General features: G+C 69.0%; 22 protein-coding genes and 2 pseudogenes. 15 read left to right on the top strand and 9 right to left on the bottom strand.

Features of this window, described 5'->3' with window-relative positions; translation table 11 throughout:
• Window positions 1–785 precede the first annotated feature (785 nt).
• Window positions 786–1,757, bottom strand: a complete 972-nt coding sequence (locus ACZ4QV_RS21650; RefSeq protein ID WP_361152661.1) for a LuxR C-terminal-related transcriptional regulator — start codon at window positions 1,755–1,757, stop codon at window positions 786–788.
• A gap of 241 nt (window positions 1,758–1,998) precedes the next feature.
• Here ACZ4QV_RS21650 and ACZ4QV_RS21645 point away from each other — a divergent pair, with 241 nt between their 5' ends.
• The 6 genes and pseudogenes from ACZ4QV_RS21645 to ACZ4QV_RS21620 all read left to right on the top strand — a co-directional run.
• Complete coding sequence (locus tag ACZ4QV_RS21645; RefSeq protein WP_361592343.1) at window positions 1,999–3,096, top strand: alpha/beta hydrolase; 1,098 nt, start codon at window positions 1,999–2,001, stop codon at window positions 3,094–3,096.
• 31 nt (window positions 3,097–3,127) lie between these two features.
• Entirely contained in the window at window positions 3,128–3,970 is an 843-nt protein-coding gene (locus ACZ4QV_RS21640) for a chymotrypsin family serine protease (RefSeq protein WP_467763274.1), read from the top strand.
• 137 nt (window positions 3,971–4,107) lie between these two features.
• Window positions 4,108–5,217 (top strand): trypsin-like serine peptidase, encoded by a 1,110-nt coding sequence (locus ACZ4QV_RS21635; protein ID WP_361152667.1) that lies wholly within the window; start codon window positions 4,108–4,110, stop codon window positions 5,215–5,217.
• A gap of 115 nt (window positions 5,218–5,332) precedes the next feature.
• The gene (locus ACZ4QV_RS21630; protein WP_361152669.1) at window positions 5,333–6,331 is read left to right on the top strand and encodes a GlxA family transcriptional regulator; all 999 of its coding nucleotides are present in this window, start codon (window positions 5,333–5,335) and stop codon (window positions 6,329–6,331) included.
• Window positions 6,332–6,333: 2 nt separating this feature from the next.
• On the top strand, window positions 6,334–7,131 hold the full coding sequence (locus ACZ4QV_RS21625; protein ID WP_361639216.1) for a DJ-1/PfpI family protein: 798 nt from the start codon (window positions 6,334–6,336) through the stop codon (window positions 7,129–7,131).
• A 403-nt stretch (window positions 7,132–7,534) separates the two neighbouring features.
• A pseudogene (locus ACZ4QV_RS21620) lies at window positions 7,535–8,024 on the top strand (NF041680 family putative transposase); the annotation flags it as partial.
• Window positions 8,025–8,069: 45 nt separating this feature from the next.
• On the opposite strand, the gene ACZ4QV_RS21615 reads toward ACZ4QV_RS21620, so the two are convergent.
• From ACZ4QV_RS21615 to ACZ4QV_RS21605, 3 genes are all read right to left on the bottom strand, one after another.
• On the bottom strand, window positions 8,070–9,422 hold the full coding sequence (locus tag ACZ4QV_RS21615; RefSeq protein ID WP_467763273.1) for a fumarylacetoacetate hydrolase family protein: 1,353 nt from the start codon (window positions 9,420–9,422) through the stop codon (window positions 8,070–8,072).
• 360 nt (window positions 9,423–9,782) lie between these two features.
• Window positions 9,783–10,265, bottom strand: coding sequence for an SDR family NAD(P)-dependent oxidoreductase (locus ACZ4QV_RS21610; RefSeq protein ID WP_467763272.1), 483 nt, complete (start codon window positions 10,263–10,265; stop codon window positions 9,783–9,785).
• Window positions 10,262–11,434 (bottom strand): epoxide hydrolase family protein, encoded by a 1,173-nt coding sequence (locus tag ACZ4QV_RS21605; protein ID WP_467763271.1) that lies wholly within the window; start codon window positions 11,432–11,434, stop codon window positions 10,262–10,264. Before ACZ4QV_RS21605 ends, ACZ4QV_RS21610 begins: the two co-directional genes overlap by 4 nt.
• A gap of 199 nt (window positions 11,435–11,633) precedes the next feature.
• On the opposite strand from ACZ4QV_RS21605, the gene ACZ4QV_RS21600 reads away from it, so the two are divergent.
• Both ACZ4QV_RS21600 and ACZ4QV_RS21595 read left to right on the top strand, forming a co-directional pair.
• Complete coding sequence (locus ACZ4QV_RS21600; protein WP_361152681.1) at window positions 11,634–12,587, top strand: LysR family transcriptional regulator; 954 nt, start codon at window positions 11,634–11,636, stop codon at window positions 12,585–12,587.
• 227 nt (window positions 12,588–12,814) lie between these two features.
• A complete protein-coding gene (locus ACZ4QV_RS21595; RefSeq protein WP_467763270.1) occupies window positions 12,815–13,294 on the top strand; it encodes a hypothetical protein in 480 nt (159 codons plus the stop codon).
• 89 nt (window positions 13,295–13,383) lie between these two features.
• On the opposite strand, the gene ACZ4QV_RS21590 is transcribed toward ACZ4QV_RS21595, so the two are convergent.
• Window positions 13,384–13,815 (bottom strand): hypothetical protein, encoded by a 432-nt coding sequence (locus ACZ4QV_RS21590; protein ID WP_361592356.1) that lies wholly within the window; start codon window positions 13,813–13,815, stop codon window positions 13,384–13,386.
• Window positions 13,816–14,338: 523 nt separating this feature from the next.
• Between ACZ4QV_RS21590 and ACZ4QV_RS21585 the strand changes: the two genes are divergently transcribed.
• A complete protein-coding gene (locus tag ACZ4QV_RS21585) occupies window positions 14,339–15,754 on the top strand; it encodes an NHL domain-containing protein (protein ID WP_467763269.1) in 1,416 nt (471 codons plus the stop codon).
• A gap of 52 nt (window positions 15,755–15,806) precedes the next feature.
• Here the strand turns inward: ACZ4QV_RS21585 and ACZ4QV_RS21580 are convergent, their stop codons facing one another.
• Complete coding sequence (locus ACZ4QV_RS21580) at window positions 15,807–16,328, bottom strand: hypothetical protein (protein WP_361639197.1); 522 nt, start codon at window positions 16,326–16,328, stop codon at window positions 15,807–15,809.
• 40 nt (window positions 16,329–16,368) lie between these two features.
• Window positions 16,369–17,466 (bottom strand): hypothetical protein, encoded by a 1,098-nt coding sequence (locus ACZ4QV_RS21575; RefSeq protein WP_361152696.1) that lies wholly within the window; start codon window positions 17,464–17,466, stop codon window positions 16,369–16,371.
• Between the two features lie 272 nt (window positions 17,467–17,738).
• Between ACZ4QV_RS21575 and ACZ4QV_RS21570 the strand changes: the two genes are divergently transcribed.
• The 5 genes from ACZ4QV_RS21570 (at window position 17,739) to ACZ4QV_RS21550 (ending at window position 21,723) form a co-directional block, all read left to right on the top strand.
• Window positions 17,739–18,485: a hypothetical protein gene (locus ACZ4QV_RS21570; protein WP_361152699.1), complete on the top strand. Its 747-nt coding sequence runs from the start codon at window positions 17,739–17,741 to the stop codon at window positions 18,483–18,485.
• Between the two features lie 67 nt (window positions 18,486–18,552).
• Window positions 18,553–20,397 carry an RICIN domain-containing protein gene (locus ACZ4QV_RS21565; protein WP_467763268.1) on the top strand — a complete coding sequence of 615 codons (1,845 nt, stop codon included), beginning with the start codon at window positions 18,553–18,555 and terminating at the stop codon, window positions 20,395–20,397.
• Window positions 20,398–20,755: 358 nt separating this feature from the next.
• The gene (locus tag ACZ4QV_RS21560) at window positions 20,756–21,082 is read left to right on the top strand and encodes a hypothetical protein (protein ID WP_467763267.1); all 327 of its coding nucleotides are present in this window, start codon (window positions 20,756–20,758) and stop codon (window positions 21,080–21,082) included.
• Between the two features lie 160 nt (window positions 21,083–21,242).
• On the top strand, window positions 21,243–21,545 hold the full coding sequence (locus ACZ4QV_RS21555) for a hypothetical protein (protein ID WP_361152706.1): 303 nt from the start codon (window positions 21,243–21,245) through the stop codon (window positions 21,543–21,545).
• Between the two features lie 37 nt (window positions 21,546–21,582).
• Window positions 21,583–21,723, top strand: a complete 141-nt coding sequence (locus ACZ4QV_RS21550; RefSeq protein WP_467763266.1) for a hypothetical protein — start codon at window positions 21,583–21,585, stop codon at window positions 21,721–21,723.
• Window positions 21,724–21,762: 39 nt separating this feature from the next.
• Here the strand turns inward: ACZ4QV_RS21550 and ACZ4QV_RS21545 are convergent, their stop codons facing one another.
• A complete protein-coding gene (locus ACZ4QV_RS21545) occupies window positions 21,763–22,122 on the bottom strand; it encodes a hypothetical protein (RefSeq protein WP_467763265.1) in 360 nt (119 codons plus the stop codon).
• A gap of 509 nt (window positions 22,123–22,631) precedes the next feature.
• On the opposite strand from ACZ4QV_RS21545, the pseudogene ACZ4QV_RS21540 reads away from it, so the two are divergent.
• A pseudogene (locus tag ACZ4QV_RS21540) lies at window positions 22,632–22,811 on the top strand (hypothetical protein); the annotation flags it as partial.
• A gap of 248 nt (window positions 22,812–23,059) precedes the next feature.
• On the opposite strand, the gene ACZ4QV_RS21535 reads toward ACZ4QV_RS21540, so the two are convergent.
• Complete coding sequence (locus ACZ4QV_RS21535; protein WP_467763264.1) at window positions 23,060–23,797, bottom strand: bleomycin resistance protein; 738 nt, start codon at window positions 23,795–23,797, stop codon at window positions 23,060–23,062.
• Between the last annotated feature and the right edge of the window lie 1,016 nt (window positions 23,798–24,813).

Raw genomic sequence — 24,813 nt, 5'->3', positions numbered from 1 at the left:
TGGTCAAGAGCCTGCGTCGAGGCGTGACCACTTGTGGGTCAGGAGTTGTCGCCAGATGTATGCCATCGGCAGGAGGTCTCAGGCCGCCCAGGTCGTGGGCGCGAGGTTACCTCCTGAGACGTCCAGAGAGGCCGATGACCGCAGCCACGACCAACAGGCCCCCGCCTTCTACCAGCAGGGCGGTGGAGATCCCGATATCGGTGGTGCTGCCGATGGCGATTCCGAGGGCAATGAGGATGGCTAGGGCCGCTATGGGGGTGGCCCTGCGATGGGTCGCTGGAGACATGAGAATGCCTTGGAGAGGAACTTCTCCGGGCACCAGCCGCGACGAGCGCTCCGCCTGCCTCTGCGATGGTGGGCGCACAGCCAACGATCGCCTTGCGAGCCGGTGCGGAGGTTACCGCCGCGCCTGCGGTTCCGACCGCGAGCGCCGCGCTGCCCATGCCTAGGAGAAGGTTCGACAGGGAGAAGGCCCCCTTGGTGTCGATGCGGTTGTCGGGTCGCCTTCGGCGTAGAGGCAGGTGTCACATGTCACTCACAAGGTTCGCTCTCTTCCCCCGAAGACTCTTCTCAGGGCACCCTGTTCCAGCCGACCGGCGCACCGCCGCATCCAGTACCTCGGTGAAGCGGGCACGGGCGACGCAGCGTACAGACGGCAGCCTGGTCTGCAACGACGGCCAGAACTTCACCACGGAAGCCCGGCCTCCGTCCGCACCGCGACCACCGAGCAAGAGGCAAGCCGTATCGCGCGGTTGCTGCCAGCTCGGGCCGGTCGGTCGGTGTTCTCAGAGCCAGCCGCGTCGTGCCGCCTGGACCCCTGCCTGGAAACGGGTGGTGGCGCCCAGTCTGTCCAGGAGCGCGGAGACGCGCCGTACGACGGTGCGGCGGCCCACCCCCAGGTGCCTGGCGATCGCGTCGTCGGTGGCACCGCTGGCCATGAGTGTGAGGATCTGACGGTCCCGGGCGTCGATCTGCGTACCGATACCCGCTGCCGAGACCGGAACAGCGAGCCTCCACAGGGTCTCGAAGACGTTGGACAGCGCCTGGGACAGGCTGGACGGACGGATCAGCAGGGACACGACCTCGCAGTGGTCGTCGGCGGCGAGGGTGACCACCACCAGATCGCTGTCGCAGATGGCCAGCTTCATGGGTGGATCGTCCAGGGTCCGTGCCTGTTCCCCCGCCTCGATCATGCGGGCCATGTTGGGCCACGCGATGGGGTCGTCGAACGCGGAGCCGTGGTAGATGGCGCGGTAGACGACACCGGCGGCCATCCGCTCACGCTGCAGCGTTTCCTGCGCGCGGTAGTGCTCGGCCGTGCCGGAGTACGGCGGCACGTCGATGACCCGGATCTGCCGGCGCGCTGACTGCTGGAGCTGCCGACTGACCGCCAGCATGCGCGCGGGGTCCTCGACGACTTCCAGCGCGCCGTAGTGGCCGGCGTCCCTCCTGGCGAAACGGTAGAGCCGTTCCAGCTCGGTACCGGTCTGGCGCAATGCTGTGCGCAAGGCGTCATCGCGCTGGAGCAGCGCCTCGACGACCTGCGTGGGCGGCGCCGCCTCCCAGGAGGCATCCGCAGCCTCGGGGGCCGTCGTGACGACGACGTTCTCGGCGGCGAGTTCCTTGAGCACCGTACGGACGGCGGTCTCGCTCAGGCCGGCCCGGGCCGCCAGCCGTGCGGCGGACTCGTGCGGGTGACTGACCAGAAGCCGGTAGACCCGTCCGCGGTCGGAGTGCGGGTCCAGCACGTCGCGCACGACTTCCCCCTCGCCGTACCGAGGCCGGTCCGTCCGGCTCCCGGAGCGTACTGCGTACGTAGCGCACTCGCGCCAGTGGCCCAACTGCGCCACCTGGGCCTATGGCGCCACGCGGGGCGTTGCGGTGTGATTCCCGGTGACTGGCTGAACCACCCGCCCCATGGCCTTCACCCCACCCCGAGGACATCTGGCCTCCAGCCCACCGAGGACACCTGGCCTCCAGCCCACCCGAGGACACCTGATGAGATCAGCTCTGCCCGCCCGGCTCCTGCGCGCGAAGGCAGCAGTCGTCGCCGTGGCCGCAGCCCTCCTTCTGCTGGGCGCCCCTTCCCCCCGGGCCGAGGCAGCGGGCCCGAAGCCCCCGGAGATGAGCGACGGTTTCGGCCTGACCCAGGTCGGCGGCGCCACCGGCTCCGCCACCAACTTCGTCATCACCGTGACCACGCCCGAGGTCGCCGGTGAACACCGCATCCGGGTACTGCTGCCCGGCGACTACGCCGACCGCCCCGAGAAGCGCTACCCGGTGCTGTACTTCCTGCACGGCGCGTCCGACGACCCGGGTAACCCGAACCTGGCCTACCCCGCTCTCACCGCGGCGCAGTCGATGATCACGGTCATTCCGGACGGCGGCCGTCGGGGCTGGTACGCCAACTGGCTCGACCAGGACACCGTCGCCGGCGCGCAGAACTGGGAGAACTTCCACATCAGCCAGGTGATCCCGTTCATCGACGCCAACCTGCGCACCGACGCGAACAAGAAGGCGCGCGCCGTCGCCGGCCTGTCGATGGGGGGCTTCGGCGCCCTGCACTACGCCCAGCGGCACCCCGGCCTGTTCAGCCAGGTCGCCACACTCTCCGGTGCCAACGAGCTCTCGATGAACCACGCCGTCATGCGCGCGGCCGTCGTCGCCACGCTCACCAATATCGGCGCTCCGCTGTGCGGCAGCTCCAACCCCACGTGCAGCCTCGATTTCGGGCCCCCGGTGTCCAGCGACGCCATCTTCGGCACGCCGTACCCGATCCTGGGCGCCGACTGGCGCTGGAACGAGGCGGACCCGGTCTCACACATGGACGTCCTGGCCCGGGCCGGGACGGGCGTGTCGATCTACACCGGCAACGGCAAGGGCAGTGCCTCCGAGCCCGAGTTCTGGGTGCAGTCGGCCTCCCAGCACGCCAAGGAGCGGCTGGACGCCCTCGGACATCCCGCGCACTACGTGGACTACGGCGACGGGTCCGGCTGGGGCACCGCGTGCGACGGCGGCCACACCAGCGGCTGCTGGGCGCAGGACCTCGTGGACTTCGTCCCGCGGCTCGAAGCGGCCTTCGCGGCATCTGCCTGACCTTCCGCTCCCGACAGACAGGACTGCGCACATGATCAGACGACTGGGCATACTGCTGCTGAGCCTCACGGTCATCTGGACCGTGGCGGTCGGCGCCGCCCGGGCCGAGGCGGGCAAGCGCGTCCACAACGGCATGCAGATCCTCTTCAGTCCGTCGCTGCCGTTCGCCTTCTGCACCATCGGCGCCGTGGGCACGGACAAGTACGGCCACCACATCGCCATGTCGGCGGGCCACTGCCTCAAGGACCCCGACGGCACGTACGCGGACCGCGAGATCCCCGACGATGTAGCGCCCGTGTACGACCGGGCGGACACCGAGTTCGGCCCGATCGGGTACGTGCGCTACTTCAAGGACCCCGAGGGCTCGGGCACCGGCCACATGACCAAGGACTACATGGTCATCGAGCTGGTTCCGCAGGTGACGCTCTCCTCGCAGGGCCCCTACCTCAAGCAGACCGGCGAGGTGAAAGTCCCCGACGGGACCCCCAGCCCGAACGCCCCGCACCCCGCACTCGACACCGAGCGGCTGCTCGCCACCGGCGACAACGAGCTCATCGTCTCGGGCCAGACGGGTGTGTGGTTCGGCACCATCATGGACAACACCGGCGGCATCTACCGGTCCGCGGCCGCGAACCTGACCGGTGACTCGGGCGGCCCGGCCATCTGGCACGTTCCGGGAACCGAGCTTCCCTCCCAGGACAACAACTTCCAGGCTTCCGGCCCCTGGGCCGGGATCACCAAGGCGATCACCCTGTCCCTGCCGCCGTTCGAGTACACCAGCTCGGCCAACATCCTCGCCGACCTGCGCACCCGCGACCGCGCGGCGCCGCCCGGCGTCTTCGGCGCGGGCTTCGAAGTGACCGCCAACCCGTGAGGCCCGCCCCGGCGCGTCCCGCCCCGGTGCGCCCCGCACAGTACCGCCGGGCCGAAGAAGCCGCTCAGGTCATCCACCGGACCCGTCTCCACGGACCGCCCCAGGAGCCCCAGGAGGGGAGAGCCTTGCTCATCACCATGCCGTCCAGACGTGTGATCACCGCCGTACTCGGCCTGCTCGCGCTGGTGGCCACGCTGCTCACCACGGCGGCGCCCCCGGCACGCGCGGCCGCAGTTCCCGCCTTCGAGCTCAGCCCGCTGGTCCCGGCCGGCCCCGACTACCAGAAGAGGCTCCGGGCCGAGGTGGAGTACTGGACCCTCGGAAAGATGGCCGACGCCGGCCTCAACAACGAGGACCGGGACGCCACCGCGCCGCCGGGAGGCTGGGACGACCTCAGCAAGCCGTGGCCGCGCAAGCACGGACTCATCTCCCGCACCGCCGGAAAGATCTTCATGGAGTACACGGACGTGGAGACCGGCGCCGTCTCGACGTCCTCGTGCTCCGGCAACGTCGTCAGCAGCGCCAACCGCAGCGTCGTGCTGACCGCCGCCCACTGCCTGCGCATCCACACCCCGATCAATGTGGGCTTCGGCAATGTCGTCGCCACCAACATGGTCTTCGTACCGGGCTTCAACGGAGCGAACCTGCCCCGCGATCCGTCCAGCACCCAACTGCCCGGCAAGGACATCGCCCCGTACGGAGTCTGGGGAGTGACCCGCCAGTGGATCACCAACACCTGGAGCCAGAGCGCCGACTGGCTGCTGGGACGTGACATGGCCGCGGTCCTGGTGGCCAACCCCGACGACCCGCGCCCGATCGGCGAGGTCACCGGAGGACAACAGGTCGGCTTCAGTCAGCCGCAGAACCAGAGCAATCACATCTTCGGCTACCCGACCATCAACGAACGCAACTACTACCGCCCCGGCAACGTCCCCGCGCCACTCCAGCGGACCTTCGACGGCCGCAGCCTCATGGTGACCCAGGGCACCACCCGCAACGACCCCGTCTACTACAACGACGTGATGGCCGGCGCCCAGTCGCCCGGCTGCAGCGGCGGCGCCCTGTTGCAGAACTTCGACCCCACCACCGGTGCGGGCCTCCAGGTCGGGGTCTTCTCCCGCTACGACGACCCCTCCCAGATCATCGGCATCCTCGGCTGGGTGCAGGGCCCCAACATGAGTTCCACCCATTTCGGAACCGAGGAGCAGGCCGTCTACGACGCCGCGCAGGCGGCGAGCCGGGCATAGGCCCGCCGACGCGCCCGACACCGTGAAGGGCCGGCGAGGCCGTAGCAGCGGGATTGCTCCACCCATCCGCCGACTCCGCCCGGGCGGAGTCGGCGGATGTGCTGCTATCGGGTGTATGACTGACCAACGGCGCGTTCTGATCGTGGGATACGACGGTGCGCAGATTCTCGACATCGCCTGCCCGAGCGGCGCTTTGGACATCGCCAACCGCTACGGCGCGGCACCGCCCTACTCCATCGAGCTGGGAACGCTCGGCCGCCGGGCTGTCCACACCTCGTCCGGGATCGCCCTGGGGGCGCAGCGGGAACTGGGGACGGTGACCGGCCGCCTGGACACGCTGATCGTCGTGGGCGGTGTCGGCTGTGAGGACGCGGCGGCGGACGAGCTGCTGCTGGAGCAGGTGCGCAGACTGGCCGGACGCAGCCGGCGGGTGGCGGCAGTGTGCACCGGGGCCTACGTGCTGGCCGCCGCCGGTCTGCTGAAGCACCGCAGGGTGACGACCCATTGGGGGTGGGGCAGCCGACTGGCTGAGCGCCACCCGACGGTGGCGGTGGACGTAGCGCCCTTGTGCATACGCGACGGCAACATCTACACGTCGGCCGGAGTCACCAGCGCACTGGACCTCACGCTGTCGCTCCTTGAGGACGATCACGGGCCGACGCTGGCCCGCGCCGTGGCCCGGGAACTCGTCACCCATCTGCACCGGCCGGCCGACCAGGCCCAGATCTCCGTCTTCCTGGCCGGCCCTCCGCCGCAGGACCGGCTGGTACGGGATCTGACCGGCTACATCAACGGTCATCTGACCGAGGACCTGAGCCCAGCGGCCCTGGCGGCCCGGGCGGGCATCAGCACCCGGCATCTGACCCGTCTGTTCACCGCCTGCCTCGGCACCACTCCGGCACGCACCGTACGCGCCGCGCGCACCGAAGCCGCGGCCCACCTGGTGAGATCCAGCGCACTGCCCATGGCGGCGATCGCCCGCCGCTGTGGCTTCACCTCATCGGAAACGCTGCGCCAGGCGTTGTCGAGCCGCTATGGGGTCACCGGGGACAGGATGCGCAAGATGCCGGACATGCCGCCCGCCCGCCCGGTTCCGGGGCGGCACACTCCCTGACCATGACACCTTCGACGTCACGCAGAAATATGCTGCGCGGCAGCGCGGCCACTGCCGTGCTCGCCGCCGCGGGGCCGGCCCTGGCCGGCACGGCACACGCCGCCACGGCACACGCCGCGCCGCCACCGGGCGCGCCGCACGTCGGCATCCTCCTGTACGACGGCTACAGCCTGCTGGACCCCACCGGACCGGCCGAAATCCTGGCACGGTTGCCGGGTGCGTCCGTGACGATGATCGCCGAGAAGCGGGGTGCGGTCCGTACCGACACCCGTGACGTGGCCGTGGTCGCCGACCGCTCCATCGCCGAGGTCGACCGGCTCGACGTCCTGCTCGTACCGGGCGCGGGCAACCGCGGCACCCTCGGCGCGATGAACAACAAGGCGCTGCTGGGCTGGATCCGGGAGATGCACCGGCACAGCGTCTGGACCACTTCGGTGTGCACCGGAAGCCTCATTCTGGCCGCGGCCGGGCTTCTGGAAGGCAAGCGGGCCACGACCTACTGGGCTTCCGCCGAGTACCTGCAGTCAGCCTTCGGCGTGACATACCTGCCCCAGCGGTATGTACGCAGCGGGAAGATCATCACCGCGGCCGGTGTGTCGGCGGGCGTGGACATGGCCCTCTACCTCGCCTACCTGATCGCGGGAGAGGACACGGCGCGAGCGATCCAGCTCGCCGTCGAATACGCCCCCGACCCGCCCTTCGACTCCGGCAACGCCGCGAACGCCGACGCTCAGTTGAAGCAACGCGCGTTGGAACTGCTTGCCGCGTCACAGACCGCTTCTTTCGGATCATCTGTCTGACCTTCGCCCAGCCGCAGCACCACGGTGAAGAGGCCATCGTGGGCGAGGCGGCGGGGAAGCCGCTCATCGTGCCGGCCAACACGGTGGGGGCAGCGGACTTCCGTGCAGTCCGGGAAGGCCGACGCGCGGCACACGTTGGCGGTCGTGGTGGACCCGGGGTGTGCGCCCTGTGCCCGTAGGGAGGCCGTGTTGGGCCGGACCATGCGGGAGCTCGACGGCAAGGGTGCGTACCGGATCGCCACCGACGTGGACGACGCCCGGTGCGGGCAAGGCTCACGGAGGGCGGCCAACGCGCTGGGGACGGTGGCCAGTGAGGGACCGGAGAAGTTCGTGCGGTACCTGGGTGCCGTCCTCGCGGGGTGGTCGGGCCGGGAGGAGTCGAACGGTGACGCGCTGGCCTCGGCCCGGCGACCGTGGACCGCTGCCCTTGTGGCTGTGGTTATCCAAGACCGGCATGAGCGGCCCGGACGTCGACCTGCGCTGGCACGCCTTCCTCCGCAGGTCCGATCTTGAACACACCTTCCGCTTCAGACGCTCGGCTGGACGCGGCCCGAACTCCGCACTCCCGAGGCGGCGGACCGCTGGACGTGGCTCGTCATCGCCGCCCACACCCAACTTCGCCTCATCCGCGAAGCCGCAGCCGATCTGCGCCGCCCCTGGCAGAAACCGGCCGAACCCGCCGGACTCACCCCGGCCCGCGTCCGCCGGAGCTTCAGAAACATCCGCCCCACCTGCACCGCCCCGCCCGTGCACCGAAACCCCCAACTCCCGCCCCCGGGCGGCCGGCCGGCTCGAAGAACCGGCGGCCGGCCACCCGATACGACGTGGGCAGAACAGCCAGACGGCCCGAGAGCATCGCTGAACGTCATCAACTCACAGCGCACAAAGCATAAAGAACAAGCTCAGGGTGTGCTGTCGGGGGAGAGAACGGTGCCGGCTCAACCCCGGTGGTTCTTCTCGACGAGCGCTTTGAGCCGGGGCAGGGTCTTCTCGATGCCCTCGGCGTCGCGGCGGCCCCAGCCGGAGGCGGCGACCAGCTCGCCTCGGGGCGAGGTGGTGAAGTCGCAGGTCTCGGTGACCCGCGTACCGCCCTCGATCGGCTCCAGTTGGTAGCGCCAGCGGTGCCGGCCGGGGTGGGACCAGGCGATGCGGCGGTTCTCCTCGTATTCCAGGACCGTGTTGGTCACCTTGTACGGCACGTCGAACTGCACCATGGAGACGCTGAACTCCGCGCCCAGGCTCAGGCGGTCCGGGCCGGCTGTCATGGTGCCGACCGTGCCGGAGCCGTCGAATTCGGTGTGCCGGCGTGGGTCCGTGATGACGTCGAAGACGGCCGAGGGTGGTGCGGCGATGTCGATGCTGCGGGAGATTTTCAACTCGGGGACGAACTTCTCGGCCTTGTCGGTGACGCGGGCCTGGACCGCTCCCAGATGGTCGACCTCGACGCGTACGGTGTCACCGGGCTGGAGATAGGAGCGGTGCTCCGACAGCTCGTGGATGCAGCCGGTGCCCACGGGGCCACTGGCAATGATGTCTCCGGCGCGCAGGGTGGTGTCGCGGGAGGCGTGCGCCAGCATCTCGGCGAACGACCAGTGGATCTCGTCCCAGCTGCCGCCCCCGTACCGCTCGCCGTTGACCGAGCCGGTCATGGCCAGCCTGTACCCCTTGCCCGATCGGTAGGGTTCCAGCTCGTCGGGGGTGACCAGGTACGGGCCGAGGCTGGTCGCGCTGTCCTTGCTCTTGGACGGGCCGAAGACGAAGCCCATCTCGCGGCCGGAGACGTCGCGGGCACTCCAGTCGCAGCAGACCAGGTAGCCGGCGATGTGCTCCTCGGCCGTCCCTGGGTCCAGATCCGAGCAGTCGTCGGCGATTACGGCGGCGACCTCGACCTCGAAGTCCCACTCCTTCGTACCCGAAGGAACCGCAACGTCGTCGCGCGGGCCCCGGATCGCGGCGGGGTTGGAGAAGTAGAAGACCGGTTCCCCGTACCAGATCGGGCTGATCGCAGGGTCGCCGGTGGTGATGCGGCTCGCGTTGCTGACGTGCCGCTCGAAGGCCGCGAAGTCGCGGACCGACGGCGGCACCGGGACCGGGGCCAGGACGTCAGCCCAGGCCAGGTCCACGACCTCGGCCGGGTTCGACCTCACCAGCGCGCCGGCGGCCTCCAAGCTCTCCCCGGATCGCAACAGGTCCAGCAGCGTGACCCCCGCGGCGTGCCCGAGGATCCGGCCGTCCTCGACCAGCCCGCAGCGCTCGCTTCCGTCGAAGGACCGGTAACTGACCCACTTCATGATGGGGAACCTCGTTTCGTGCAGACAGCAGTTCTCGGGTGTACTGGTGGAGAGGGGCGGCATCGACGGGCAGGGAAACCGCGGGGGCGAGCCGGATGGCCCTGCCTTCACTGACCGCGGTGATCCGCTCGGTGCCCGGCGCGTCCAGGGACGGCGCGATCTCGGTCAGGGCCGCCGCGACCGGCTTGGCGGTCCGCCGGAGCACGGCGACCTGACCGGGCGTCACCGGGTTTTCGTGGTAGCCCCCGGCGAAGCTCGTAGCGGCGGTGCCGGGGAAGTTGTTCACGTAACGGGTGCGCGATCCGGGGTATCGCCCGACGAGATCGACCGCCGGCGGAGCGTTCAGGATGCCGGCGTGGATCATGGCCGAGACGAAGTGGTAGCGCCTGGGTTGCTGCAGGTCGTCCCATTGCGGCGCGCCGAATCCGTCGGTGCCGCCGAAGTGAGCACGACGCCGTTGTCCGCGCGGTCGAGCGGGCACCGCAGCCCGTGGCTGAGCGGGATTCGGCTCAGATACGACAGAGCGAAATCGGACTCGCTGCCGTCCGCGGTCTCGGCCCGCCGGACCCGCTGGCAGCGGGCGTCCAGCACGAGCAGGTCGAGCCGGGTGAGGCGGGCGCCGAGGTCCTCGATGAGCCGGGTGTTCTCGTCGATGAGTTCGAGATCATCCGAGATGAAGGCGGCCCGGCCGCGGGCGCCCTTCTGCTCGGCCTCGGCCAGGGAACTCTCGCCCTTGTGCCGGTTGGTACCGACGATCACGACATGGTCGCCGCGGTCGAGACGAGCGTGAGCCAAGGCACGACCGATGCCGTCCGTGCCTCCGGTGATCACGACCGTCTTCACTGGTTCACCGCCCGGGCGAACTTGCGGACCTCCTCGGCGAACAGCTGCGGCTGCTCCAAAGCGGCGAAGTGGCCGCCGGCAGCGATGTCGTCGTTGAAGTAGCGCAGGTCGTGGTAGGCGCGTTCGGCCCAGATCCGCGGAGTACGGGTCAGCTCCCGCGGGAAGACGCTGACGCCCACCGGCAGGTCCAGCTCGGTGAGACCGAGGGGCTGCTGGGCGTACTCCCAGTACAGGCGCGCGGACGAGGCGGCGGTGCCGGTCAGCCAGTACAACGAGATGTGGTCCAGGATCTCGTCGGTGCTCAGCACGTCCAGGTCGGCCCAGGCCAGGAACTTCTCGTAGATCCAGGCGGCCTGCCCGGCGGGGGAGTCGGCCAGGGCGTACCCGATGGTCTGCGGCTTGGTGCGCTGCAGGACGTGATAGCCGCCGTGCTGCTGGAAGAACCGGCCGCCCTGAACCAGCGCCGCCTGCTCCTCCGGTGTCGGCTCGGCACCGGCCGGTGGCGCGGCGAGGTATTCCGGGAAGTTCAGGTGGACGCCGCGCAGACCAGCCGGCCGTAGCTTGCCCAGTCGGGTCGCCACGACCCCACCCCAGTCGCCGCCTTGAGCGAGATAGGTCTCAAAATCGAGACGCTTCATGAGTACGTGATAAGCCCGCGCGATCCGGTCCGGGTCCCAGCCGGTGCCGGTGGGCCGGTCGGAGAACCCGTATCCTGGCATCGACGGGATCACCACGTGGAACGCGTCGGCAGCGGAGCCACCGTGCGAGGTGGGGTCGGTGAGCGGGCCGATCGCCTTCACGAACTCCAGCAACGATCCCGGCCACCCGTGCAGCAGCAACAGCGGCGTCGCGTCGGGGTGCGGGGAGCGCACCTGCATGAAGTGGAGACCAAGGCCGTCGATGGTGGTGCGGAACTGGCCCAGCTCGTTGAGCCACGCTTCAAGTTTGCGCCAGTCGTAGCCGTCGGCCCAGTACTCCAGCAGCGCGCGGAGCTGGCCGAGGGGCACGCCCTGGCTGTCGTCGGACACGGTCTCGGGGTCGGCCCAGCGCGTCCGCCGGATCCGGTCCGTCAGGTCGGCCAGAGCGCTGTCCGCGACCTGGATGCTGAACCGCGCGACACTGTCGCCTTCCGGGGCGGGCAGGGAGAAGTCAGTGGTGCTCGATGGCATGGGCTTTCCTCGGGGTGAGCGTTGGATCCGCGCCCGGTGAACCGCGGGCGCAAGTATCGGAGGGTCCGGCCCGATTGATCACGCCGGGCGGGCTCCTTCACGATGCCGCCCCGCCGCCGCCTCGTCCAATGACTCTTCCGCATCCGGAAATACACTTTTCGTATCACCGATAGGCGTCGACGCGATCTAGGCTGACCGTGTGCCCGAACCTTTTCCCGCGCTCGTCGACCTCGATCTGCGGCTGGTGCAGTGCTTCACGGTCGTCGCCGAGCATCGGCATTTCGGCCGTGCCGCCGAGGCCCTGCGGACCACGCAGCCCTCGCTGAGTCGGCAGATCCGGCGCCTGGAACAGCAGCTCGGCGTACGCCTGCTCGACCGCACCACCCACGGCAGCAAACTCACCGACGCCGGCGAGGTCTTCCTGCCCCTTGCCACCGGACTGCTGCGCTCCGCGACCGAGGCGATGGCGCGCACCCGGGCCGCGGCCCGGCCCGCCGGGATCACCATCGGCTACACCAAGGGCCTGCTCATCACCGACGCCGTCCGGGCGATGCGCCGCCACCACCCTGACGCCGAGGTCCACACCCGGCTACTCGCCTGGAACGACTCCCGGAGTGCGCTGCTGGAACACCGAGTGGACGCGGTGGTGACCCGTCTGCCGTTCCCCACCGACCGGCTCCGCGTCGCCGTCCTCTACGACGAACCCCGCGTGCTGGTCGTCTCTCGGGACCACCGCCTTGCCGGCAAGGAATCCGTCACCCTCGACGACATCGCCGACGAGCCCCTCCCGCACGTGCGCCAGTCCGATGCCCTGCTCAACGCCTACTGGCGCATCGACCCCCGTCCCGACGGCCGGCCTGCCCCTGAGGGACCCCAGGTCGAGGCGCTGGAGGACAAGCACGAACTCATTGCCTCAGGTCAGGCCGTGGCCATCGGCCCGCCGCTCGACCCGGCGACCGGGTTGCATCCGGGCCTGACCACCGTCCCACTGCACGGCGTCGAGCCGAGCCAGGTGGTGCTGGCCACCCGCGTCGGCGACCGCAACCGGCTCGTCACAGGCCTCCGGAAGATCGCCGATGCTGTCCTCACCGGCGCAGGGCGGCCCGTGTCACCCCTGCCGCTGGACGAGATCCCGGCGAAAACAGTCCGGTGAAATGCTGTACTCGCGGCGGGAAAAGGAACTGAAGGCGCACTTCGTGGAGGAGCCGGTGCGGCGGGCGACAGCGGCCCGCCGCGAGGGCCGTTTCCCCGACCTGATCGACACCCACCGTCCGCGACGTCCACGTCCCGCCATGCTGGCCGGACGCCACCGCATTCGTACGGGCAACGCCGGACTGGTTCCGCCTGGACCGGACCGCGGGCCGGCAACACGCGCTGTATGTGGCGGCCGAGAAGGACACCCTGCGGCAGCAGCTGACGGGCTGGCCGGCCGAGTACGGCATCCCCGTCCTGGTGGTGCGCGGCTTCGCCTCCCAGTCCTACGCCGACGTCGTCCGCCGCCGCACCGCCCGCGATCTGCGCGCGGCACACCTTCTTTACCTCGGGGACCTGGACGCCTCCGGGATGGATATCGAACGCGACTGGGTTGGACGCACCGGCTGCTGGAGCCGGGTCGCCCGGGTGCTGCTCACGTACGAGCAGGTGCGCGCGTACGGGCTGCCGGCGGCCGAGGGCAAGCGCGGCGACCCGCGGCCCGCGCGTCATCAACGACGCCAGGCGCGCCCTGAACCCGCGCTGACCGCCCGCGATGAGGAACGCAGCACCCCTCGAAGACCATCCGCATCCCCAAGGGCGACGCCCCGCAGGGCCCTCTGCACGCGGATGGACCGCCTCACCGAACCCGTCCCGGCCGCAACCTAATCGGCCGGGGACACGGTGCCACTTGTCCGGGTCGGCGCCAAGACCTGGTTTGATTTCTGCTGACCACACAGCAGCGGGGCCGGGCAGGATCACCCTGTTCGGCCCCGCTGGTCGTCCTGGCTGCTACCGGCTGAGGCGGATGCGCGGCCCCATGCGAACTCGAGGTCGGCCAGGAAGACGTCCTTCAGCTCCTTCTCCCACTGACCGCGCAGGAGCATCGGAACGGCCTCCATCCGCTCCAGGATGACCAGGGTCTCGGTCTGACCGATCAGCGCGTACCGGCCGTGCGAGGCGGGCCGGCTGCCCGGCCTGTGGGTGCGTAGCAGCTCCTGCAGGCGGGCGCGGTGCTGCTCCCCGAACGCCTCCAGGCGCTCGATGTACCCCTCGTGTTCCTCGGGGCGCACCGCGCTCAGAGCGACGTCCAGGAGGTCACCACCGTCCGGCCAGTGCTGCTCGCCTGGTGCGGCTGTGGCCCACGGGAACCGCTCCGCCGTCGCCAGGACGGCCTTCGCGTCCAGCATCGGCTCCGTGGCCGGGCCCGGCTCCGGTTCCGGAGACTCCTGCGGGGCGGGGGAGGCGGGCTGCTGAAGGGGGGGCGACCACAACCAGCTGTTGGCGCCCGCATCTTGGCGCGTGCGCCGGGGCACAGGGGCACGCTGTGCGTCGGTCGTGCCGACATGCGCTGGGCGTGGTGGGGCGGTGCTTCTGGACCACTGGATGGAGGGGTTTGCCTGCCGCAGGCTCGGGCGGTGATCTATCGGCCTCCAGCATGGGAGCAGCGCATGCAGCAGACGGTTGCTTCGTGCGTGAGCGCAGGATTCGTCCGCTCGACAAGAAGACCAGGCCGACCAAGCGGTGCAGGCAGTGCGGCACCAGCCCGGAAATGGCCGACCTATTGCCTGCGCCCGTAGCGGTCGATTGGTGAACGGTGAGGGGAAGATGATGAGCACTGCCCATGGGGCAGCCACAGGTGGCGCGGATTCCGACCCGCTGATCAGCACGTTCGCGGGGACCGGGGAGGCGGGCTCCGGCGGGGACGAAGGCTTGGCTGTAGCGGCTGAGTCGAACCATCCGTACGGTGTCGCGGTGGACGGCACCGGCACCGTGTACTTTTCCGAATACAGCAACCACCGGGTCCGCAAGGTCACGGCGGACGGGAAGATCAGTACGTTCGCGGGGGCCGGGGAGGCGGATTACGGGGGCGATGACGGCCCGGCCGTCTCCGCCCTGGTGAACCACCCGCGTGGGGTGGCGGTGGACGGCACGGGCGCGGTTTATGTCGCCGACGCGGGCAACCACCGGGTGCGCAAGGTCACGGCGGACGGGACGATCAGCACGTTCGCCGGCACGGGCGCCGCGGGTGCCGGTGGCGACGGCGGTCCTGCCGCCGCCGCCGAGCTGGACCGCCCGTACGGCGTCGCGGTGGACAGCGCAGGCGTCGTCTATATCGCTGACCACAACAACCACAGGATTCGCAAGGTCGCGGCGGACGGGACGATCAGTACGTTCGCCGGCACGGGCGAGGCGGACTTCGGTGGTGACGGCGGGGCGGCGGAAGCGGCTCAGCTGAATGGCCCGCACGCAGTGGCGGTGGACAGCGCAGGCGTCGTCTACATCGCCGACGCCGAGAACCACAGGATTCGCAAGGTCGCGGCGGACGGGACGATCAGTACGTTCGCCGGCACGGGCGAGGCGGACTTCGGTGGTGACGACGGGGCGGCGGAAGCAGCCCGGCTGAACCACCCCGTGGCGGTGGCGGTGGACAGTGCCGACTGCGTCCACCTCTGCGACCAGTACAACCACCGGGTGCGTAAGGTCGCCGCGGACGGGACGATCAGCACGGTCGCCGGCACGGGCGAGGCGGACTTCGGCGGAGATGACGGCCCGGCCGGCTCGGCCCAGCTGAACAACCCGTTCGGACTCGCACTGAACAGCATCGACGCCCTTTACATCGCCGACCACATCAACAACCGGGTCCGGAAGATCGCTTCACCGAGGCTGCCCAAGTCCGGCACGGTGGTCTGCTGGGCCAACGCCCGCAGCAGGCTGCGGATGGCGGTCGCGCGCGAGTCCGTCAAGGACGGTGCCGAGATCCATCAGACCCTCCCCGTTCCCCGGGGGCATCAGCGGTGGCGGCTGGTCGTGGTCGGCCAGGACGACGGCGAGGCCCTGTACCGGATCGAGAACGTGCGCAGCGGCAAGGCGTTGGAGGTCGTCGGGGGGCAGGAGTGGCCCGGCGCTGTGATCGCGCAACGCGCCTATGAGGGGGACGACGCGCACCACCAGCAGTGGAGGCTGATCCCGTTGGGCTCGGCGGCGGACGCTCCGCATGTGTACGAGATCGCGAACCGCAACAGCGGACTGTACCTGCGAGCGGACACCAACGCCCGTACGGCGATCAGGCAGGACGGAGCGGAGGGCGACCACCAGGGCCGGCAGTGGCAGCTGCTGCCCGCGTGATGCCGAAGGGGGCAGAGGCGCTCCCGCCTCTGCCCCCTTCACGACCAAGGCGTCACTTGGAGCCGGGCGGCTTGTCGGCGGTCGCCTTGGGTGCCTTGCCGGCCTCCGGCGCCTCGGGCTTCGCCGGCGTCTTGGGCATGCCGGTGTACTTGCCCTTGTCCGGTTTGTTCTGCAGGTCTTCGTTCTTCTTCAGGTCGGGGTTGTTCGCCATCTTCGCGTTTGACTGCTCCATGCCTTCGGACGCTGCTGTGGGCACCGAGCCGAGATCCTGGGTGTACCCCGTCGGGCCGGCCGCCTGCTGGGTCTTTTGGACGAAGGAGCCGAGGAAGCCCATGATGAGGCGCGCTTCGGGCGATTGCTCCTGTACGATCTTCGCGCGCGAGGAAGCTCCGTGGATCGCATCGGCGGACAGGCTCGTGCTCTTGTCGTCGTATGTGGTGTCGGTGACGTCCTCCTCGAAGTCGGAGTCGAAGTCGAAGCCGGGGTCCGCGGTCGGGTGCGTTCGGTCGCCGTGGGTCACGGAGAAGAACCCCGCGCTCTGGCCGGCGAAGTCGAAGATGCTGTTGAACACCATGGTGGTCACCTCTGCTCGTCGTGCTCGGCGTGGTGCCGGCTCACGTGTGCTTGTGCAGCGAGCGGTCGCTGTCGGTCAGGCTCTGGCAGTCGAACATCGTGTGGTGGACGTCCAGGACGGAGACGACCTCGGCCAGCCCGTGCAGGTGGAAGCCGCCGGCGGTCAGGCCGAGGTGGCTGATGGGGTGGGCGACCAGCTGGTCGAGGCCGGGATAGTCGGCGGGCTGCGGGGGAGACAGGACCGCCACCGGCACGTCGTAGTACACCGCGATGAACCCGGAGAAGGTCACTGGGATCTCGTAGTAGTAGTGCTTGTGGCAGCGCCGCTGGGTGACGACGCTCTCCACGCGGCCGCCCGGGGGGACCTCACCGGAGATCTGCGATTTCGAGGCCCAACTGGTGCTCAGGGAACCGCTCACGGAGCCTTGGATGCCCAGCGCCAGCGAGGCGTTGAGCATGGCGGTGCCGGTGGCGCTGCCCGTGGTCGTGAAACCCACCGACTCCGTCACCGTGTTCGACATGGAGTTCGTCGCCGCGTTCCGCACCGCGTTCTCGGTGGCGTTCGCGTTGTCCACTCCGACGCTGTCTTTGCTGTTCTTGTTCGTCACGGTGTTCGCGTTCTTGTTCGCCACCTCGTTCTGGCACTGCGCCTGCATCTGCTCCTGGAGGTCCATCCGCAGCTGGTTCTGCAGTTGCAGTTGCAGTTGTGCGCTGATGCTGCCGCCGAAGGTGAGCTTGGCATCCCCTTGGAGCGACCACTTGATGTCGTTCGACACGCTGAAGTCGACCGAGTCGGTGAAGGTCATCTTGGACGTCTGACTGCGGTTGACGTACGTACGCGAAGAGCACATGTCGGGCGGGGGCTGCCTGATGTCGCACCGCTCCTCGACGAGCGGCTCCCCGAGGTTCATGTAGGCGATCCAGCCCAGCTGGAACGCGGTCACGGTCCCGGGCATGATGCCGTAACGCTGCTTGTTCACGGAGAGCCCGATGGGTTTGTGCGGCACACCTGCGTCGTCGACGTAGACCAGGTTGGGGTGGTTCAGCAGAGCCGGCCAGTCGATGCGGAGTTCCTTCAGGTTCTTCTTCGTCAGCGGCTGGCGCTTGGTCCGTCCCAGATTGTACGCGTTGGAAGACATTCCCCATCCTCGACTAATGTGGCCGAATATTGCTCGGCAAATGTGAACGGAATGTGCACGCGTTCTGGCGATCGAAGCTAGCATGGCATTTAATTCACCGAAAGGTGTCACCGTTCATCACCCTCAATCGAGTGACAAACGCCCCACACTCTCTCAACTCCGCTTGTTCCAGGGTAACTTCGGGCAGGTGTCGATCGCATCGGCTAATCGGTGATATCGCTGAGCACCGGACGCATTGTTCTCCACATCCAGAACAGGTGAGGTATTTCGCGATGTACACCCAAGAACGCACCACGATGTCGAACCTGGTGGTCGGTGGCCCGGTAGCGGTCAACAGCTACGACAACGCGATCGTGGCGGCACTGGTCGAGAACCGGCCCGTCATGCTCGTCCACGCCTTCAACGGCGGCTATCTGCGGCCCGCCGAACTGACGGACTCGGTCCACGACAAGGGCGTCGAGCTGGCCACCGCACTGGACGACGCCACCAAGCAGGCGAAGGGCCACCTCTGGTACATCACCCCCGCTGGCTTCTTCGGGCAGCGCCCCCTGTACTTCCTCGAGAGCGCCGCGGGCCAGGTGCCGCCCACCCCCGCCACCGGACCAGGGCCGACCGCCCCCGTTGCTGCGGGGCACACCGATGCCGGGCGCGGTGACGACGGCACCCCGAAGCCGCAGCGTCGGCGTGTCACCGTGCACCAAGACGCCCCCGCGAGCCCGGCCGACACCGTCCAGGTGGGACTGCCGGACAAGGTCGACGACAAGTGGCGCGGGAAGAACGGCGCGCCCGAGGACACACAGCTCTGGGTCGTCACGGTGACGCCGTGGGGCGGGATCACGTTCGTGCCGATCACCCACCCCGACACCATCCTCGGGTTCAAGGACTACGCGGTGGCCGCCGACAGCGAGGTGCGCCTCACCTACAACTGGGGCGGCGACTTCACCGGGACGGTCATCAACACCTTCTACCCGCGGTTGCCCAACGAGTGGAGCGTTCCCTACCACCACGTCTTCACGTGACCGGCGTCCACCGCCGCATCAGACCCATCCCTGACCTACGCCCGCACCGCCTGGAAGGGGCAGCACGATGCCCGTACCCACGCAAGAGCTGAAGCTGCAGATCGTCAACGCTGCCACGGGCAAGGCCCTCGGCGTCAAGGACGCGCCGGGCGCGGAGGGGTCGCTCGCCGTCCGCGACCTGCCGGACGGCGACCCGAGCCCGGAACAGTGGCAACTCGTCCCGGTACAGGCCGCACAAGGCGGACAGGCCCAGGACGAGCAGGCGTACGTGATCCGTAACGCGGCCGACGGCAAGGTGCTCGACAACCCAGTCGCCGCCGACCGCAGTGTCCGCCAGTGGAACGCCGCCGCCAACGAGCAAGCCCAGCAGTGGCATGTCGTCCCCGTCGAGGGCGAAGCCGGTTGCTACTTCATCGAGACCGCCACCGACGGCGCCGTCCTCGACCTCGCCGACCCCAGCCCGGACGACACCGCGGTCGTCCTGAGCGAGTACGACGAGAACGCCAAGAGCCAGCGCTGGCGATTCGTCACGGCCGAGCCCGAGCGCACCAGCGACCCGGTGCTGCGCTGGGCACCACTGAGCCACTGGAACAGCCGCCAGTCCTGGCGGCTGACCCGCTCGCCCGCACTGCGCCCGGCACCCGGCGCCACCCCCGCCTTCAGCGACATGCTGCTGGTTCTTGAGGCATTCGGGAGCGACCAGGAGGCCGGCGGGTGGAAGAGCGACGGAGCCAACCGCTCACCCGAGGGGCGACCCACCTGGTGGGCCGGGCCCGGCGCACGGTTCCTCGCCGACACCACCGGATCGGGAGGAGCGGACATCGTCGGCCTCAAACCCACGACGGGCCTGGTCACGGCCTCCAGCTGCGGCGACGGCACGTTCGACGACGAACGCGTCCTGCACGCAGCGGCCCCCTCCGCGAGCCCGGCGGACCTGTGGACCCTCGCGGACACGACAGGCGGCGGAAACCCCGACATCGTCGTCCTCTCCGCCGACGGCCTGCGCGTCTTTGCTCGCGATGAGGACGGGACGTTCCAGCCCTCGGGGGCCGAGCCGGCCCTCCAGGCCTTCGGACACGGTGTCCAAGCGGGCGGCTGGCTGCCCGACAAGCACCCCCGCTTCCTCGTCGACACCACCGGCGACGGCAGGCTCGACGCCGCCGGCTTCCACGACGACGGATTCTGGCTGTCGCTCCAGGACGAGGACGGCGCCTTCGCACCACTCACCGAGGAACCCGCCCTCAAGGCGTTCGGCCACAACGAGGAAGCGGGTGGTTGGCTGCCCGACAAGCACCCCCGCTTCCTCGTCGACACCACCGGCGACGGACGTGCCGACATCGCCGGCTTCCACGACGACGGACTGTGGCTGTCGCTCCAGAACGAGGACGGCACCTTCACCGAACCCCTGTACGTCCTCGACGACTTCGGGGTCGACCAGGGATGGAGCACGGCCGAGGAACACCCCCGGTTCCTGCTTCCGACCACCCCTGACGGAGCAGTGGACATCCTCGGCTTCGGCCCGCAGGGCGTCGTCGTCGCCCGCGGGCGCGGCGACGGCACCTTCGAGCCCGCGAAACTCGTCCTGAACGACTTCGGACTCGCCCAGGGATGGACGGGCGAGAAACACCTGCGGCTCTTGGCCGACGTCACCGGCGACAGCACCCCGGACATCATCGGCTTCGGCGACGAAGGCGTTTGGGTGGCGCACAACCGCGGCGACGGGCAGTTCGACCAGGCCCAACTGGTGTGCCGCGGCTTCGGTTACCACGACGACGCCGGCGCCTGGCGAATCGACCGCCACCCCCGCTTCCTCGCCGACATCACCGGAGAGGGACGCACCGACATCATCGGCTTCGGCGGCCCCGGGGTGTACGTGGCCCGCAACCTCCACCGTCGCTTCAGGACCCGATAATCCCGCAAGGCGCCGCAGTCACGGCACGGCGACTCGCCGCCGGCGTGCCAGAACCCGGTCACCCCGTTCCGACACGAGGCGCGCTACGCCCCCGCCGCGAAGCCGATCCTGAGGAACCTCGGTACGTACGGACTGACGCAACCCCCACAGCGAGATCCGGACCAGCCGGCGCATGTCGCGCCCCTTCCCCACGGCACCGGGAGATTCTGACGCGCCCATCAAGGCCATCAGCGCCGATTAACGGCGGCACCAACACGCCATCCCAACCGACCGTTCCGTCACGAACAGGCTAGCTTCCACACCCACATGTGCCCCCTCCCGGTGCGGCCGACATTCCCTAAGGAAAGAGGAACGAGCTGTGAGCACCCCCTCCTACCCGCTGGCCAACGCTCCCTATGCCCAAGCCGCGGCCGTGGTCAATGGGGATGGCACCGTCGTACGAGCCCAAGGCGTCGTCGAAGTCCGACGAATTGCAGACGGCAGGTACTCCGTGAAGGTCAGCAAGGACATCGACCTGGACAAAGCCGTGCCGCTGGCCTCCCTGATCGGCCGGGTTGACTCGTCCGTCCCGGCCCAGATCTATATCAACCCCTATGAAACCAGTGACGACCCGCACACCCTGGGCGTGACGACGTACGCGGGCGCTGCCCGCGTAGACAGCCCCTTCACCGTGATCGTTCTATAAGCCTCATTGGCCGGCCCCTCACCGACACGGTCGGGCCGCCTCACCAAGACGGCAACCCCGGGGCACGAGCCCTTCGACCTGTCCGTGCCCCGATCTCACCCGGCCGATCACAGTATGAGAAAAACGGCCCTCGCCAAGACAACCACCTGGAGGTCACGCCATGGCCGATCCCATCCGGCTGTACGCCCCCTACGCCCGCGCCGCCGCCATGGTGACCCGCGACGGGATCGTGGAGAAGACGAAGAACATCCTCCGCGTGGAGAAAGTCGGCACCGGCACCTACAAGGTGATCATCGCCGAGACCGTCGACGTGACTCACGCCGCGCTGCAAGTCACCGCCGACAGCGGGGCCAACTGGGGGACCGAGGTCTACGTCCACAGCCTGGGACCGCATGTCGTGCAGGTCCTGACCGGCAAAAATGGGACTGAGGCGGCGCAGCCGTTCCACATCGCCGTCCTGTAACACCCCACAGGAATCGAGTCGTACCCATCGCATTCCGATGGCAGACATCTGTCACACCCGTTCCGGTGTCAGTGTCGCGGGCCGGCTGCGCTGGTTGCTGACCCGGGCCCCCAGCTTGTGCTCCCGCTCCTCCTGGTCCTCGCCGACGATCCGCTCGACGTGCTACCTCGAAACCTGAAGGTGGCCCTCGCGCTCGTAGAACTGCTTGGCAGTTTTGTTAGTTCATCGCCCACTTGTCGGCCTGCGTACGGCGCGGCGGCGGCTTCTCGTCCTCAGCCGCAGGCTCGATTCCGAGGCCCTGCTCGCACATCCACTGCTGCACGGTCGTCAGGTTGTCCCAGCCGAGCCGGGCCGAGCGCACCCACCGGCCGAGGCCCTCGCCCTGGTGCACGACGTCGCCGGGCTCGGTCGGCAGTGGGCGGCCGGCCTCCAGATGGAGTCGGACGAGGTGGAAGGCCCGCTGCCACTCCACCGGCCAGGCCGGGCACCACGACGGGACGATGTCCCCCAGCTGCTCGCGCCGCTCGTCCGACAGCGCCCCGGCCAACGGCTCCACCGGCAGACCCTCGGCTGCCACTGGCCATGTCAGGACGTCGCATCCGACGATTGACGCTGCTGCCGCACTGGAGACCGAGTCCGGTACCCCGCTGCTGGGGTGGGAGACGGGAGGCAGTCCAGCCGCATGGCTTCGGCGATCCCGTGGTACGTCTTCGCTGTACGTGTTTAGCGTGACCTAGGCCTCCCACTCGTTCCCTTTGCCACCCTCGCTGGGAGGCGCTCAACGCCATGGAGGTTGCTCCAGCCTCCAACCGCGACCGAAACATGGCGTGACGTCGAATTCAGGCGTCGTTTCGACGGGTGTCTTTCGCACCGCTGGGAATTGGGCTTCGAGCAATCAAGCCTTAGCCATATCGCGCGGGCCTTGCGGCACCCCGCCCTGGACGCCTCCAGACCGATACCGCTTTCCGAGCATGCTGTTGTCCCCTCACGCTTTCGCGCTCAAGTAAGCCCGGCGAACCAAGAACCATACCTCCATGTTCATCCCGACTGCTTCGGGGATACAACGAAGCGCCGCACGGCGCACGCTGGGCCAAGACCTTCACCGTCCCCAGGCTCTGCGCGGCCATCGTCGACCGCCTGTCCTTCGGCGGCCACATCATCGAGACCGGCACCGACTCCTACCGCCTCGCCCAGACCAAGGCCCAGGCCGAACGCACCGACACAGGATGGCCCTGTACACACCTGCTCGTCTGGTCCGAAAGCTGACAGCGCCAGTATGGGAACTCGGTGGCCATGGCAGTGGAGTCGCGGTGGAACATCTTGCGGGAGCAACTGGACGAGGCCCGCGAGCGTGCCGGTGAGCTGCCGGGGCATGTTCGGGTCTGTTGAGCGGCTGTGGCTCGTGCGGATGACGGTGGCCGAGACAATAGCCGGGTGGCAGCAAACGGCGCGGCAGTGTCAGATACGGTACCGCTGGCCAGCGGTAGGCGCTGTGCCGACTGCATCGCCACGTATCAGTTGCGCGTGTCCTCAGGCAGGTCCTTCGCCATTTCCTCGGCCAGGGCGAAGCAGTCGGTGAGACGTTTGCGCTCGCTGTCCTGAAGGGGTGTCGCTCGCACGAGGGCGAGCAGGGCCCGGGCCCGCTCGGGGTCGTCTTGGCGCAAGGCGAGGTCCGCGCGGTACACGAGGGCTTCGATCAGGTCCGCGGGGTGCGCTGTCTCCTGTTCCCGGGCCAGGTTCGCGTCCAGGATCTTTGCGGCCTGGGCGGTGTCTCCCTTGGAGTCGCCGAGGACGACGGCGTTTTCCAGGGCCGTGGCCAGCTTGTTCGTCGGCGACGGCGCGGCGCCCGGCTGGTCCTTCTCCGGGGTGGTGAAGATCCGGATCCAGTTGCCGCCCGGATCGACCATGGTGAACCCCGTGCGGCGGCCGTCGTTCTTGCGCTTGCGGGGTGTGGTCATCCGCGGGATTCCGGAGACGGGCACCTTACCGTACGCCGCGCGCAGGCCCTGCGCGAAAGCGCGGTGCAGGGCGGCAGTGTCGGGGACGTAGAGCGCGCACGCGCCGTAGGAGTCGGCAGGGTCGAAGCCCTCGATGGCGAAGAAGTGCATCTCCAGGTCTTCGCGGCGCATGGCCAGGTAGGGGTTCGGGCGCATCTGCTGATAGATCGTGAAGAACCCCAACGCCTCGTAGAACGGGACGACATCGTCGATCGAGCGGCAGGGCAGCTGAGGTATGGCCACCTCGTTGGCCATGTTGGACTCCTCGGTCGGCCGAAAGATGTCTTGTGGCACAGACTAGCGGGCCCCGAGGCGAGCGTGAGCCGCCCGGCACCGGTACGCGGGCATCCGCTTGGGTGGATTTGGGTGCGCGGCGTTGGCGTTCGCGCACGAGGCCCTGCCGGCTGGTAGCCAGGCTGTGAACGCTGGCAGCGGCGGCTTCGGCCAGCCGGTGATCTGCCAGGTTCCTCACCCGTATCACCATCGCCTCCGGGCGGGTGGCGAACCGGTCTGCGCCGGGGGCTCTGGCCCAGCGCGGGCGTCCTCGCCCGCCCAGGGTGGTGGCCTGCCGCAGGCGACGATTACGGGCGCGGACCTGGTACCAGGCCGCGGCGAGCAGCATGCGGGCCAGCTCCTGTTCTTCGTCGTGAGCGCGGCCCACCGGCGTCTCGCGGTGGTCGAGGTCCAGGCGGTGCACGGCGTCGGTCAGGCGCGCGGCGAGTTCATTGCCGACGGCGCGCATCCGCAGGCCCGCTCCGCCGTACGAGGCGCCGGTGGACTCGATGCCGATGAGCGATGCTTCGTCCACGGGCGCGGAAGCTCTCGCGCAACGGCTTGGGACCGGCCGACAGCTCGCAGTCCAGGAACCGGCCCAGTGGTGTACGTGGAGTTGCCTCGAAACGGACGCTAGGCAGGCGGACTGACAACGTGCCGCCCACAAGGAGTAGATAGCGGTACCTGCAGAGCAGCGGTTCACCGAATCGTGTGATCCAGGTCCTCGGCTATCGGTGGATACGGCAATGGATACGGGCTGTCACGCTGCACCTCACAGCCCAAAGGCTCACAATTCAACGCGCCTACCTGGGGAAATGGGCTGTGAGCCTCATGGTGACAGGCGGCTGAGAAGAGTGGGGGCGCCCCTACGATCTTCGCTATGAGTAGCGAGACAACCGCTGGGCTTGTCATTTAAGGTCTGGCGTCGAACGCGATTCGAACTTGACCAGCGTTTCCGCAGTTCAGCGGACGCGAAGGCGGCCTTCGCCTGATCCTGT

The sequence above is a fragment of the Streptomyces sp. NPDC026394 genome, from assembly GCF_055567735.1.
The sequence above is the reverse complement of the archived record's forward strand: the minus strand, read 5'-3'. Positions and strand labels throughout refer to the sequence as shown.